At 71.4% G+C, this 15,778-nt stretch carries 4 protein-coding genes; all 4 read right to left on the bottom strand.

Annotated features, from left to right (window positions below):
• Nucleotides 1–1,653, bottom strand: a 1,653-nt coding sequence (locus tag H4281_RS44810; RefSeq protein WP_182896921.1) for a type I polyketide synthase, incomplete at its 3' end; no start/stop codon positions are given.
• Nucleotides 1,654–1,722: 69 nt separating this feature from the next.
• Nucleotides 1,723–2,853, bottom strand: a complete 1,131-nt coding sequence (locus H4281_RS44805) for a glycosyltransferase (RefSeq protein ID WP_182896920.1) — start codon at nucleotides 2,851–2,853, stop codon at nucleotides 1,723–1,725.
• 38 nt (nucleotides 2,854–2,891) lie between these two features.
• A complete protein-coding gene (locus H4281_RS44800) occupies nucleotides 2,892–13,403 on the bottom strand; it encodes an SDR family NAD(P)-dependent oxidoreductase (protein WP_446680401.1) in 10,512 nt (3,503 codons plus the stop codon).
• A 16-nt stretch (nucleotides 13,404–13,419) separates the two neighbouring features.
• Nucleotides 13,420–15,778 (bottom strand): beta-ketoacyl reductase (locus H4281_RS44795; protein WP_182896918.1); only part of this gene is annotated, 2,359 nt, incomplete at its 5' end.

Below are 15,778 nucleotides of genomic sequence, written 5' to 3'. Positions count from 1 at the left end.
GAACACCACATCCCCGGAGCCCACCGCCGAAGCCGGCGGCAACTCGCCGTCGGCCACCGCGTCCGCTCCGCGCAGCAATTCGTCCCGATCGCGGCCCGCCACCGCGATCCGGCGCGTCAGCCCGGCCCGGGCGGTCGCCAGCGAATACGCCACGTCCAGCGCGGCCAGCCCGGCGGCGGCCCGCACCCGCGCGCCCAGCGACCGGGCCTGTTCGCGCAGCGCTTCGGCGCTCTCCGCCGAGAACACCCACGGCAGTACGTCCAGCGCGCGGCTCGGTTCCTCCGCCGCGATCGGCTCGTCCGGTGCTTGCTCCACGATCACGTGCGCGTTGGTGCCGCTGATCCCGAACGACGACACCCCGGCCCGGCGCGGGCGGTCCGTCTCCGGCCACTCCCGGGCCTCCGCCAGCAACTCGACCGCACCCGCTGACCAGTCCACATGCGACGAAGGCGCATCAATGTGCAGGCTCTTCGGCAAAATCCCGTGCCGCATCGCCAGCACCATCTTCATCACCCCGGCCACACCCGCGGCCGCTTGGGTGTGCCCGATGTTGGATTTGACCGAGCCCAGCCACAGCGGCTGTTCGCGGTCCTTCCCATAGGTCGCCAGAAGAGCCTGCGCCTCGATCGGATCGCCCAAAGTCGTCCCGGTGCCGTGCGCCTCCACCGCGTCCACCTCGGACGGTTCCAGCCCGGCATTCGCCAGCGCCGCCCGGATCACCCGCTGCTGCGACGGACCATTCGGCGCCGTCAGCCCATTCGAGGCACCATCCTGATTCACCGCGGAACCCCGCACCACCGCCAGCACCGGATGCCCATTGCGCCGAGCGTCCGACAACCGCTCCAGCAGCAGCACGCCCAGCCCCTCGGAGAAACCGGAACCGTCGGCCGCCTCGGCGAACGGCTTGCACCGGCCGTTCGGGGCGAGTCCGCCCTGCCGGGCAAAGTCGACGAAGATCGCCGGGGTGGCCATCATCGTCACCCCGCCGGCCAGCGCGAGCGAGCTTTCCCCGGACCGCAAAGACTGCACCGCGAGATGCAACGCCACCAATGACGAGGAACAAGCCGTGTCCACCGTCACGGCGGGACCCTCGAACCCGAACACGTACGACACCCGGCCCGAGACGACGCTCCCCGCGCTGCCGTTGCCCAGATAGGCCTCGACGCCTTCGGGAACGGCGGTCGATCGGGAGCCGTACTCGTGGTACATCACGCCCGCGAACACCCCGGTCGCGCTGCCCCGCAACGACCGCGGGTCGATCCCGGCGCGTTCGATGGCCTCCCACGACGACTCCAGCAACAGCCGCTGCTGCGGATCCATCGCGAGCGCCTCGCGCGGGCTGATCCCGAAGAACCCGGCGTCGAACTCGAGCCCGTCGTAGAGAAAGCCGCCGGCGTCGGCGTACTCGGGACCCGATTCGGGCCGCTCGACGCTCCAGCCGCGGTCGTCCGGATACCCGGAAATCGCGTCGGCGCCGTTGCCGACCAGCTCCCAGAAGTCCTCCGGGGACGCGACCCCGCCCGGAAAGCGGCAGCCCATCGAGACGATCGCGACGGGTTCCGGTTCCTCGGCCTCCTGAAGCCGCTTGCGCGTCTGCCGCAGCTCGGTCGTCACCAGCTTCAGGTACTCCCGGAGCTTGCCCTCGTCCGCCATGCCCATCTTCCCGTCGAAGTCGTGGTCGAGCGCGGGGCGCTCAAGCCTCAAGGAGTGCGGTGGCCCGGATCATCCGGCCAGCGCGACGATTTTCGGGACCACCTCGGTGGCCGCGGGCAAGGCGCGCACCTCGGCCGCGACCTCCTCGGCGGCGGCGCGCATCGCGGTGTCGGCCAGCAGTTCCCGCACCTGCCCCGCGTCGAGTTCGCCGGGGCGCACCACTGTGCCGAGGCCGCGTTTGTTCACCGCGCCCGCGTTGAGGAACTGGTCGTCGCTCTGCGGCAGCACGATCTGCGGCAGTCCCGCGTCGATCACCGTCAGCGTGGTGCCCGCGCCGCCGTGGTGGATCACCGCGTCCGAGGTGGCCAGCAGCGCGTTCAGCGGCACCCACTTGACGAGCCGGATGTTCTTGGGCAGCCCGCGCAGTTCGCTCGGGTTGACGCTGCCGATCGTGAGGACGAACTCGGCGTCGATCTCCCCCGCGCCCTCGACGAACTGGCGCAGCGCGCCGCTGCCGAGCATCTGCGGGATGACCGAGCCGAGGGTGACCGTGACCCGCGGTTTCTTCGGCGGCGTGTACAGCCATTCCGGCATCAGCGCGCCGCCGTTGTACGGCAGGAACCGCATCGGCCAGCCGTGGGAGTAGCTGGAGCGCATGCTCGGCGGCGCCACGTCGATCGAGGCCGACGGGGAACCGGGGGGCACGCCGAAGCGCTCGAATTCCTGGCCCATCCGCTCGTACACCGACCGGCTCATGTCGATCGGCATGCCGAAGTTGATCCCGTGCAGCACCGACGGGATGCCGAGCTTCGCGGCCACCAGCGGGCCCGCGCCGTCCATCGGGGTGTGCACGACCAGGTCCGGCCGCCACTTCTGCGCCAGTTTCATGGTGCCGTGCACCAGTGCTTTGCTGCATTCGGCGAACAGCCGGATGGAGAACTCCGCGGCCACCGAGGGGTCCTGGAGGTTGGGCACCAGGTCGGCGGAATCGCGCAGCACCTTGCCGAACACCCCGGTGAAGTCGAGGTCGGGCGCGGCGTCGACGACGCGCAGGCCTGCTTTGGCCGGGGTCTCGTCGTACCCCTGGTAGTGCCCGGTCGCCAGCAGGACCTCGTGCCCGGCCAGCTGGAACGCCCACGCGGTCGGCACGGTGGGGAACGTGTGTCCCACGCCGGGCGACGTCACGAACAGAACGCGCATGATGAAGTCCTCCCTTGCGGATACGCCGCTTCGTCCATTCAGGACAGTCCGAGTTCCTCGTCGATGAGGCCGAAGATCTCCTCGTCGCTCGCCTGGTCGAGCTCCTTCTCGACGGCGGGCACTGTCCGTTTCCCCTTCGCCAGCAGCGCTTCCAGCCGTTTCACCACGGCCGGGTCCGGGCTGGTCCCGGCCAGCGCCTCCTCCAGCCGGGCCAGTTCGGCCAGTCCGGCGGCCTGGCCCGCCGCCGCGTCCTCGAATTCGGCGCGCAGGTGCTTGGCCAGCGCGGCCGGGGTCGGGTAGTCGAAGACGAGCGTCGCGGAAAAGCGCAGTCCGGTGGCGATGTTCAACCGATTGCGCAGTTCGAGTGCGGTCAGCGAGTCGAATCCGAGTTCGGTGAACGCCCGCGCGGGCCCGACGGCGTCCGGCGCGGCGAAGCCGAGCACCCCGGCCACGTGCTTGCGCACGAGTTCGAGAAGCACCCGCTCCCGATCCACCTCCGCGGCCTCGGCCAGGCGCTTGCGCAATGCGTCGACCGAATCGCCCGCCTTCGCCGTGTCCCGGCCGCGCGTGCGCACGAGGCCGCGGAACAGCACCGGCACCTCACTCACCGAGCCCAGGTCCAGGCGCATCGGGGCCAGCACCGCGTCGTCCCCGGCGAGTGCCGCGTCGAACAACGCCAGGCCCTCCGCCGCGGACAGGCCGACGACCCCGGCGCGCGTCATCCGGCTCCGGTCGGCCTTGTCGATGCCCGCCGTCAATTCGCTCGTGTCCGTCCACAGTCCCCATTCCAAGGCCACCGCGGGAAGTCCCCGCGAGCGCCGTTGCCGGGCGAGTGCGTCGACGAAGGCGTTCGCCGCCGCGTAGTTGGCTTGGCCGGGACCGCCGAGGAGCCCGGCTGCCGACGAGAACAGGACGAACGCGTCGAGGTCGAGATCCCGGGTGAGGTCGTGCAGGTTCAGCGCCGCGTCGGCCTTGGGGCGGAACACGGCGTCGAGTCGCTGCGGGGACAGGGATTCGACCACGCCGTCGTCGAGCACGCCTGCGGTGTGCACCACCGCGGTCAGCGGGTGCTCTGCCGGGATCTGGTCGAGCACCGCCGCGAGGGCGTCCCGGTCGGCCGCATCGCACGCGACGACGGTCGCCTCGGCACCCAGTTCGGTCAGTTCGGCGACCAGCTCGGTCGCTCCCGGCGCGGCGAGTCCGCGACGGCTGAGCAGCACGAGATGGCGCACATTGTGCACGGAGGCCAGATGCCGCGCGACGAATCCGCCGAGCAGGCCCGTGCCGCCGGTGATCAGGACCGTGCCGGCCAGGACCGGGGGCTGCCCGGCAGCCGGTTCGCGCTTCTCGAGCCTCGGCGCCCGGACCACGCCGTCGCGGATCGCGAGCTGCGGCTCGTCCAGCGCCAGCGCGCCCGGCAGCCGTTCGCGGGACGCCGGGGCGCCGTCGAGGTCCACCAGCACGAACCGGCCCGGGTGCTCCGACTGTGCGGACCGCACCAGGCCCCAGACCGCGGCGGCGGCCAGGTCCTCGCCGTCGACCGCTCCCCGGGTGAGCAGGACCAGCCGGGAATCCGCGAACCGTTCCTCCGCGAGCCAGGACTGGACAACGGTCAGCGCGGAATTCGCTGCCTCCCGCGCCGTCCGGCCGGACGCGCACTCCGCGAACACCAGCTCGGGCGGGTCGTCCTTCGCCAGCTCAGTCAGATCGGAATAGCGGTCGACGTCGAGGTCAGCCAGCGCGGACGGTTCGCCGAGCACCGCCCATCGGGCAGGCTTGGCGCCGGCGACCGGCTGCTGGATCCAGGCGAGCCGGAACAGCGAGTCGCCCGCGGGCCGCTCAGCGGCGAACTGCCCGGCCGGGACGGGCCGGGTCACCAGCGACTCGACCACCGCGACCAGCTTCCCGTCGGAGTCGGCCAGGGACACCGCCACGCCGCCCGACTCAGTCGGCGACAACCGGGCGCGCAGGGCGGAAACCCCGGTGGCGTGCAACGAAACCCCGGACCAGGAGAACGGCAGCCGGGGCTGACCCGCCGTGTCGTCGTCGGGCACGAAATCGCCGGCCACGACCCCGTGCAGCGCCGCGTCCAGCAACGCCGGATGCACCGCGAACGATCCCGCGTCCACGCCCTCGGGCAATCGCGCCTCGGCCCAGATCTCGTCGCCGTGCCGCCAGACCGCGGAAAGCCCTTGGAACGCAGGCCCGTAGTGCAGACCCAGCGCCGCCATCCGGTCGTAGACCTCGCCGACCGGGATCGCCTCGGCTCCGGCCGGCGGCCACGAACCCAGTTCGGCGGACGGCGATTCGGCCGCGGCGGACAACACGCCGGTCGCGCGCCGCACCCAGGCTCCGGACAGGTCTTCGGACTCCGGCCGCGAGTAGATGTTCACCGTCCGGTGCCCGGAATCGTCCGCGCCGCCCACCGCGACCTGGACCTGCACCCCGCCGCGTTCGGGCAGCAGCAGCGGAGTCTCCAGGACGAGTTCGGCCAGGACGTCGCAGCCGGCCTGGCGGCCTGCTTCCAGCGCGAACTCCACCAGTCCGACGCCCGGGAACAGGACCGAACCCAGTGCGGAGTGGTCGGCCAGCCACGGCTGCGTTTCGAGCGAAAGCCTGCCGGTGAACAGCACCCCGTCCGACTCCGGCAGCCCGACCGCCGCGCCCAGCAGCGGATGTTCGGCCGAGGTCAGGCCGAGGCCGCGGGCGTCGCCCGCCGGGGCGAGCGCGTCCAGCCAGTACCGCTGCCGCTGGAAGGCGTAGGTCGGCAGCTCCGTCCGGCGGGCTCCGGTGCCGGCGAAGAAGGACGTCCAGTCCACCGCGGCGCCGTGAGTGTGCGCCTCGGCCAGCGAGAGCAGGAATCGGTCGAATCCGCCGTCGTCGCGGCGCAGCGTTCCGATCGCCGCCGCGGCTTCGCCGGTGTCCTCGATGGTTTCCTGCAGTCCGGTCAGCAACACCGGATGCGCGCTGATCTCGACGAACACGCGGTGGCCGTCGGCCAGCAGCCGTCGGGTCGCGTCCTCGAAACGCACCGTGTGGCGCAGGTTCCGGTACCAGTAGTCAGCGTCGAGAGCGGTGGTGTCGACCGGTTCGCCGGTCAGCGTCGAGCAGAACGGGATCTCCGCCGGTCGCGGGCTGATCGGAGCCAGGACCTTCCGGAGTTCGTCCTCGATCTGCTCGACGTGCGGCGAATGGGAGGCGTAGTCGACCGGTACCCGGCGAGCGCGTACGCCCTCGGCTTCGCACACCGTGATCAGCTCGGCCAACGCCGCCGGTTCCCCGGAAACCACGACCGTGCCCGGACCGTTCACCGCGGCCAGCGAGATCCGGTCGCCGAACGGCTCGCTTCGTTCGCGCACCCAGTCCGCGGACGCGACCACGGACACCATCTCGCCGTGGCCTGCCAGCGCGAGCAGCGCGCGGCTGCGCAGTGCGGAAACCCGGGCACCGTCCTCCAGAGACAACGCCCCGGCGACACACGCCGCGGCGATCTCGCCCTGCGAGTGACCGACCACGGCGGCCGGCTGAACGCCGTGTGCCCGCCAGACCTCGGCCAGCGACACCATCACCGCCCACAACGCGGGCTGAACTACGTCGACCCGGTCCAGTGGGGGTGCGCCCGCGACACCGCGAAGCACGTCCAGCAGTGACCAGTCCACAAAGGACGCCAACGCCGCCGCACACTCCGCGAGACGCTCCGCGAACACCGGACTCGACTCCAGCAGGCCCAGCGCCATCCCCGCCCACTGCGAACCCTGGCCAGGGAACACGAACACCACGTCGCCGGATTCCGCGGCGGTGTTCACCACCACGCCCGCGAGCTGCTCGCCCTCGGCCACCGCGGCCAGTCCGCGCAACAGTTCGTCCCGGCTTCCAGCCACCACGGCCGCCCGGCATTCCAGCGAGGCCCTCGTGGTGGCAAGGGAATACGCCACGTCCGCCGCCGTCCGGTGTTCGTCGGCCCGCACCCATTCGCCCAGTGTCCAGGCCTGCTGCCGCAAGGCTTTCTCGTTCTTCGCCGACAGCACCCACGGCAGCGACGCAGGCTGCTCGCCAGCCGGTTCGGTCGCGTCGGCCGCTTCGGGAGCCTGTTCGAGAATCACGTGGGCGTTCGTGCCGCTGGCGCCGAACGAGGACACCCCGGCTCGGCGCGGATGCGTGGTTTCCGGCCACGGCTGCGCTTCGGACAGCACCTCGACCGCTCCGGCGGACCAGTCGACGTGCGGAGACGGTTCGTCGAGGTGCAAGCTCTTCGGCAGCTGGCCGTAGCGCATGGCCTGCACCATCTTGATCACGCCCGCGACCCCGGCGGCGGCCTGGGTGTGCCCGATGTTGGACTTGACCGAGCCGATCCACAACGGACGGTCAGCGGGCCGGTCCTGCCCGTACGCGGCCAGCAGGGCCTGCGCTTCGATCGGGTCGCCGAGCGAGGTCCCGGTGCCGTGCGCCTCCACCGCGTCGACCTCGCCGGCCGCCAGCCCGGAGCTGGCCAGCGCCTGTCGGATGACGCGTTGCTGCGAAGGCCCGTTCGGCGCGGTCAGCCCGTTGGACGCCCCGTCCTGGTTCACCGCGGAACCCCGCAGCAGCGCGAGCACCTGATGCCCGTTCCGCTGGGCGTCCGACAGCCGTTCCACCAGGACCAGCCCGACGCCCTCGCCCCAGCCGGTGCCGTCGGCGGCCGCCGAGAACGGCTTGCACCGCCCGTCCCCGGCCAGTCCGCGCTGCCGGGAGAACTCGGTGAAGATGCCGGGATTGGACAGCACGGTCACGCCGCCTGCCAGCGCCAGCGAGCATTCGCCCGACCGCAGCGATTGCGCGGCGAGATGCAACGCGACGAGCGAGGACGAACACGCTGTGTCCACGGTGACCGCTGGGCCCTCGAAGCCGAACACGTACGACACCCGACCCGAGGCGACGCTCCCGGCGTTGCCGTTCCCGAGGTACGCCTCGACTCCGTCCGGAACCGAACTGGAACGCATGCCGTAGTCGTGGTACATCACGCCCGCGAACACCCCGGTCGCGCTGCCGCGCAAGGCGTGCGGATCGATTCCCGCGCGCTCCAAGGCTTCCCAGGCGGTTTCCAGGAGCAGCCGCTGCTGCGGATCCATCGCCAGCGCCTCACGCGGGGAGATGGCGAAGAAGTCGGCGTCGAAATCGGCCGCGTCGTAAAGGAAACCGCCCTCTCGGGCCCGGCTGACGCCCTCGTGCCCGGGCGCGGCCGCGAAGTCGTACAGCCCGTCCAGGTCCCAGTTCCGGTCGTCCGGGAGTGCGGAGATCGCGTCGGTTCCGCCTGCGACCAGCTGCCACAGGTCCTCAGGCGAGGCCACGCCGCCGGGGAAACGGCACGCCATGCCCACGATCGCGATGGGTTCGTCGGCGGGCTTCGCCACCGGCGCGACGGTGGCGGGAGCTTCGGATCCGACGAGCTGGGTCTGCAACTGCCGGGCCAAAGCGGCGGGCGTCGGATGGTCGAACACCAGCGTGGCAGGCAGCCGGAGCCCGGTGGCGGCGTTGAGCCGGTTGCGCAGTTCCAGCGCGGTCAGCGAGTCGAAGCCGAGATCGGTGAACGCCCGCGAGGCCCCGATGGCGCCGGGCGCGCTGAAGCCAAGCACCCCCGCCACGTGCGTGCGAACCACTTCGAGCAGCACCCGTTCCCGCTCGGCCTCGCCCACGCCGGCCAGCCGCTGGCGCAGTCCGTCCGCGGAACCTGCCCGGCCCGCGCGCCGGGCGGGCGTCCGGACCAGCCCGCGAAACAGCGGCGGAACCGCAGCGGCCGTCCGCAGGGCAGCCAGGTCCAGCCGGACCGGGGCCAGCACGGCCGCCTCGGAGCCGATCGCCGCGTCGAACAAGGCCAGACCGGCTTCGGCCGACAGCGCTGTCATCCCGGAGCGGTTCATCCGGCCGACGTCGGATTTGTCCAGGCTGCCGGTGAGTTCGCTGGACTGCTCCCACAGCCCCCAGGCCAGCGACACGGCAGGGAGGCCCTCCGCGCGGCGGCGCTGGGCGAGTGCGTCGAGGAAAGCGTTGGCCGCGGCGTAGTTGCCCTGCCCCGCGCTGCCGAGGAGACCGGCGGCCGAGGAGAACAGCACGAACATGCTCAGGTCGTGATCGCGAGTCAGCTCGTCCAGGTTCCGGGCCGCGTCCGCCTTCGGGCGCAGCACAGTCTCGAGTCGTTCTGGCGTCAGCGACGCGACCACTCCGTCGTCGAGTACGCCCGCGGCATGCACGACACCGGTCAGCGGATGCTCGGCGAGGACAGCTGCCAGCGCCTCCCGGTCGGCCGCGTCGCACGCGACGACGGCGACTTCAGCCCCCAGTTCGCGCAGCTGCTCGACCAGTTCCGGGGCTCCCGGCGCGTCCATTCCTCGACGGCTGAGCAGCACCAGCTTCCGGACGCCGTGCTCGGTCACCAGATGCCGCGCGACGATCCCGCCCAGCGTTCCCGTGCCGCCGGTGAGCAAGACCGTGCCACCGGTCGCCGGGTACTCCACAGTGGACGGTTCTCGTTCCAGCCGGGGCACGCGCACCGCGCCGTCGCTGATCGCCAGCTGCGGTTCGTCCAGCGCGAGCGCGCCGGGCAGCTGGTCGTACGAGGCCAGACCGTCGACGTCCACCAGCACGAGGCGTCCGGGATGCTCGGACTGCGCCGATCGCACCAGTCCCCACACCGCGGCACCGGCCAGGTCGCTGCCGTCGACCGCACCCCGGGTCACCAGTGCGAGCCGAGTGTCCGCGAGCCGTTCCTCGGACAGCCACGACTGGATCGCGGCCAGCGCGGCGCCGACGGTCGCCCGGACGTCATCCCGCTCGTCCGCGCACTCGACGAGCACGACGTCCGGCAGTTCCTCTTGGCGGGCCAACGCCGCGAAGTCGTCGTAGCGCGGGAACTGCGTACCGGCCGGGCCGACTATCGCGCAGGTGGTGTCCGCTGCCGGGGCCGGGATTTCGGTCCAGGTCAGCCGCAGCAGCGAACCCTCCGCGGTCCGCAGCTGGTCCGCCGATACCGGACGCGTGACCAGCTCGCCGACCACGCCGACCGGAACGCCCGCCGCATCGGCGAATTCCACGGAGACCCCGCCGGAACCGGCAGGCGCGAGCCGCACTCGCAGCGTCGAGGCACCCGAGGCGAACAGCGAAACGCCCGTCCAGCTGAACGGCAGCCTGCTTTCGCCCGGACCGGCCGAGGCGTCCATCGCGATCGCGTGCAAGGCGGCGTCGAGCAACGCCGGATGGATGCCGAACTCGTCGGCCGCCGCGTCGTCGTTCAACGCGACCTCGGCGAAGATCTCGGCGCCACGCCGCCAAACGCCGGTCAGCCCCTGGAAGACCGGGCCGTAGTCGAGCCCGAACCCGGACAGCCGCTCGTAGGCGTCCCCGATCTCCACCGGCACGGCTTCCGGCGGCGGCCAGGCGGCGAGGTCGAACGACGGCGCCTGCCGCCGGGTGCCGAGCATCCCGCTCGCGTGCCGGGTCCACGGCTGGTCCGGCGTGTCGTCGTCGGGCCGCGTGTAGACGGCCAGCGGGCGGGTGCCGGAGTCGTCCGGGCTGCCGGCCACCACCTGGACCTGAACACCGCCGGACGCCGGGAGCACCAGCGGCGCTTCCAGCGTCAGTTCCTCCAGCAGGTCGCAGCCGACCTGTTCGCCCGCGTGCAGCGCGAGTTCGACGAACCCGGTGCCGGGGAACAGCACCGAACCCAGCACGAGGTGGTCGGCGAGCCACGGCTGCGCCTCCAGGGACAGCCTGCCGGTGAAGAGGGCGCCGTCGGAATCGGCCAGTCCGACCGTCGCGGCCAGCAACGGGTGGCCGGTGGCGACGAGACCGAGACTCCGCACGTCTCCGCGCGGTGCGACCGGGTCCAGCCAGTAACGCTGGCGCTGGAAGGCGTAGGTGGGCAGATCGGTTGGGCGGGCATTGGTTCCGGCGAAAAAGACGTCCCAATCGACCGCGCCGCCGTGGGCGAAGACCTCGCCGAGGGAGGCCGTGAACCGGTCCAGGCCGCCTTCGTCGCGGCGCAGGGTCCCGATCGCCGCCGCGGCGGTGTCGTCGAGGGTCTCCTGCAATCCGGGAACGAGCACCGGATGCGGGCTGACCTCCACGAACACCTGGTAGCCCTCGGCCAGCATCGTGCGGGTGGCTTTTTCGAATTCGACGGTGTTGCGGAGGTTGCGGTACCAGTACTCCGCGTCCATGTCCGCGGTGTCGAGCACTGCGCCGGTCACCGCCGAGTAGAACGGCACCTGCCCGGACACCGGCGACACCGGGGCCAGCACCTCGAGCAACTCCGCCTCGATCTGCTCGACGTGCGCGGAATGCGAGGCGTAGTCCACCGGAACCTTCCGCGCCCGGACGCCGTCTCGCTCGCACCCGGCGATCAGCTCGTCCAGCGCATCGGGATCACCGGAGACCACGACCGAGCCCGGACCGTTCACGGCCGCGACGGAGATCCTTGGGCCAAGCCGCTCGCGCACCTTCTCCACCCGTTCGGCGACGGAGACCATCCCGCCCTTGCCGGACAAGACCGTCAACGCCTTGCTGCGCAACGCAACTACTCGGGCACCGTCCTGAAGCGACAACCCACCGGCGACCACCGCCGCGGCGATCTCGCCCTGGCTGTGCCCCACCACGGCCGCAGGCTTTACGCCGCGGGATTTCCAGACCTCGGCCAGCGACACCATGACAGCCCACAACACCGGCTGGACCACGTCGAGCCGCTCCAGAGCAGACGCGTCCCCGAGGACATCCGGCAGCGGCCAGTCCACAAAGGACTCCAACGCCGCCGCACACTCCGCGAGGCGCGCCGCGAACACCGGACTCGACTCCAGCAGGCTCAGCGCCATCCCCGCCCACTGCGAACCCTGTCCAGGGAAAACAAAGACCACCCCGCCCGGGCCGCCGGAGGCCGCTACCGGGGAAGCACCGTCGGCCACCGCGTGGAGACCGCGCAGCAACTCGGACCGGTCACGTCCGGTCACCGCGGCTCGGCAATCCAGCGCGGCACGGGTGGTTGCCAGCGAAAACGCCACCTCGGTCAGGCTCGCCCCGTCCGGCAGCCGAGCCGCCAGCCGACGGGCCTGGTCCCGCACCGCCGCTTCGCTCTTGCCCGACAGCACCCACGGCACCACGTCCAGCTCGCGGACGGGAGCCTCGGCGGGCTCTTCCGGAGCCTGCTCGACAATCACGTGCGCGTTGGTTCCGCTGATCCCGAACGACGAAACCCCGGCCCGGCGCGGCCGGCCCGACTCCGGCCACTCCCTGGACTCAGCGAGCAGCTCCACCGCGCCCGCCGACCAGTCCACATGCGACGACGGCTCGTCAATGTGCAGGCTCTTCGGCAGCACCCCGTGCCGGATCGCGAGAACCATCTTGATCACGCCGGCGACGCCCGCAGCGGCTTGGCTGTGCCCGATGTTCGATTTGATCGAGCCCAGCCACAGCGGCCGCCCCTCGGCCCGGCCCTGACCGTACGTGGCGAGCAACGCCTGTGCCTCGATCGGATCGCCCAGCGTCGTGCCGGTGCCGTGCGCCTCGACTGTGTCCACATCGGACGATCCGAGCCCGGCGTTGGCCAGAGCCGCCCGGATCACCCGCTGCTGCGAGGGACCGTTCGGCGCCGTCAGGCCATTCGACGCACCGTCCTGGTTCACCGCGGAACCACGCACCACGGCGAGCACCCGGTGCCCATTGCGCTGGGCATCCGACAGCCGCTCCACCAGCAGGAGCCCGACGCCTTCGGAGAAGCCCGCGCCGTCCGCGGTCTCGGCGAACGATTTGCACCGGCCGTCCGGCGAAATCGCGCGCTGCCGGGAAAACTCCACGAAAATGCCCGGCGTGGACATCACCATCACGCCGCCCGCCAGTGCCAGCGAGCACTCCCCCGACCGCAGGGACTGCACGGCGAGATGCAAGGCCACCAACGACGACGAGCAGGCCGTGTCGACGGTGACCGCGGGGCCCTCGAAGCCGAACACATACGACACCCGGCCCGACAGCACGCTCGACACGTTCCCGGTGCCAGCGTGTCCCTCCGCGCCTTCCGCGGTGTTCGCGAGCAACCCCAGATAGTCCTGTCCGCTGCTGCCCGCGAAAACTCCGGTGGCGCTGCCGCGCAACGACTCCGGGTCGATTCCGGCCTGTTCGAACGCCTCCCAGGCCGTTTCCAGCACCAGCCGCTGCTGCGGGTCCATCGCCTGCGCTTCGCGCGGCGAAATGCCGAAGAAGACCGGGTCGAATTCGGTCGCCCCGGCGATGAACCCGCCCGAGCGCACGTGGCTCGTGCCCGGATGGTCGGGATCGGGGTCGTACAGCTCCGGAAGGTTCCAGCCCCGGTCGGCGGGAAAGCCGGAAATCGCGTCCGTGCCGGTGGAAACCAGGTCCCACAGGTCGTCCGGCGAGCTCACGCCGCCGGGGAACCGGCAGGACATCCCGATGATGGCGATCGGTTCCCTTGCCTTCTCCTCGACCTCGCGCAGCCGTTCGCTCTTGTCCTGCAGTTCGGCGGTCACGAACTTGAGGTACTCCCGAAGCTTTTCCTCGTTCGACATCAGCACACCTCCCGCTCGCTGGTCACGACTTTCCGAACTGCTTGTCGATGAAGCTGAAGATCTCGTCGTCGGTCGCGGACTCGACCGGAGCGGCCAGAACCTCGCCGTTCGCCGGATTCCACTTGGCGAGCAGGCTCTTCAACCGCGCCGCGACGTCCGCCCGCGCCCCGTCCTCGAAGTCGGTCGCGGCGAAGAGACCGTCCAGCCGGTCGAGTTCGCGCAGCATCCGGTCGCCGGCCGCGCCGTCCTCGCCGTCGAAGAGCTCCGCCAGGATGTGCTTGGCGAGCGCGGCCGGGGTCGGATAGTCGAACACGAGAGTGGTCGGCAGTTTCGCGCCGACCGCGGCCGTCAACCGGTTCCGCAGCGCCACCGCGGTGAGCGAGTCGAAACCGAGTTCCTGGAACGCGCGCCGGGGCTCGACGTCGGCGGCGGACGCGTACCCGAGCACTCCGGATACCGCCGACCGCACCAGGTCGAGCACCACTCGCTCGCGGTCGTCCTCCGCGACATCCGCGAGCCGCTCCAGCGCGCTGTCCGGCTTCGCGGTCTCCGATGCCTGCCGAAGCTCCGGGAGGTCGCGCAGCATCGGGCTGAGCGGCGTTCCGGCCGCTGCCGCCACGACGCGGTCCCAGGCGATGTCCGCGACGGCGAGGAAAGTCTCGTTGTCGTCGAGTGCCTGCTGCAGCGCCTTGATCGCCAGGCTGGGCGCCATGGAGAGCACACCGGTGCGTCGCAAGCCTTCCTCTACCGCGCCCTCGCCGATGCCGCCGCCCGCCCAGTGCCCCCAGGCGACGGAGGTGGCGGCAAGGCCGTTGGCGCGCCGGTGCTGGGCGAGCGCGTCCAGGAAGGAGTTGCCGGGTGCGTAGTTGCCCTGCCCCGCGCTGCCCATCAGGCCGGCCGCCGAGGAGAACAGCACGAACGCGGACAGGTCGAGCCCCTTGGTGAGTTCGTGCAGGCTCAGCGCCGCTTCCGCCTTGATCCGCTGGACCCGGTCCATCTGGTCGACGGTGAGCGCGTCGAGCACGCTGTCGTCCAGGACCGCGGCCGCGTGCATGACCGTGGTGAGCGGGTATTCGGCCGGGATCTGTGCCAGCAGTCCGGCCAAGGCTTCCCGATCCGCGAGGTCGCACGCGACAACGGTCACTTTCGTCCCGGTCGCGGTCAGTTCGTCCACCAGCTCGGCCGCACCCGGCGCGGCCATGCCCCGGCGGCTGGTCAGCAACAGGTGCTCGGCCTGCTTGTTCGCGAGCCACCTGGCGACGTGCGCGCCGAGTGCTCCGGTACCGCCGGTGACCAGCACGGTTCCGGCAGGCGCCCAGCCCGCTCCCGTGGTCGGCGCAGCCCGCTCAGCGCGAACCAGCCGCCGGGCGAACGCCCCGTCCGACCGCACCGCCACCTCGGCCTCGTCGGTTCCGAGGACGCCGCACAGCCTGATGAGGACCTGGTCGTCGAAGGACTCCGGCACATCGACCACGCCCGCCCAGCGGTCCGGATGTTCCTGCCGCGCCACCGGTCCCAGCCCCCAGACCTGCGCCTGCGCCGGATACGGGAGGACCTCCGTCCCAGCCGCCACGGCACCGCTGGTCACCGACCACATCCGCGCACCGAGCCCGGCGTCGCCCAGCGCTTGGACGAGCGCCACCGTCGCGGCCAATCCGCTGGGCACCGACGGCCCGTCCGGATGCGGCCGTTCGTCCAACGCCAGCAACGAAAGCACCCCGGCTACCGGCTCGTCAGCCGCCGCGCGCAGCCGCTCGGCGATCGTGGCACGGTCCTGTCCGGCATGAGGCACCACGACCTGGCGGATCTGTGCGCCCTGTGCGGCAAGGCCCCGCAGCAGCTGGGCGGTCCATTCGCCGTGGTTCTCGGGAAGGACAGCCAGCCAGGTGCCGGTCAGCGGATGCGAAGTGCTGTCGGCGAGCGGCTTCCAGGTCACGCGGTAACGCCAATTGTCCACAACGGACTTCTGTTTGCGGTGCTGATGCCAGGACGACAGCACCGGCAGCACCGCACCCAGGGAGGATTGCGTCTCCGCGTCGGCGGCGAGCGCAGTGGTGAGGGCGTCGAGGTCGTGGCGTTCGACGGCCTGCCAGAACTCCGTGTGTTCCGGGTCCGTCGCGGGCGACGGCTCCAGCCAGTAGCGCTGGTGCTGGAAGGCATAGGTGGGCAGATCGGTGGTGCGGGCACCAGTTCCGGCGAAGAATGCCTCCCAGTCGACGGTGCCGCCGTGGGCGAACACCTCGCCGAGGGACGTGATGAACCGGTCCAGGCCGCCTTCATCCCGGCGCAAAGTGCCCAGGGCCGCGGCGGTCAGGTCGGTGTCGTCGATCGTCTCTTGCAGGCCCACGGTCACCACGGGATGCGGGCTGACTTCCACGAAG

The sequence above is a fragment of the Amycolatopsis dendrobii genome, from assembly GCF_014145675.1.
Lineage (GTDB): Bacteria > Actinomycetota > Actinomycetes > Mycobacteriales > Pseudonocardiaceae > Amycolatopsis > Amycolatopsis dendrobii.
Note: the sequence above shows the minus strand (reverse complement) of the source record. Positions and strands in the feature narration are given on the sequence as shown.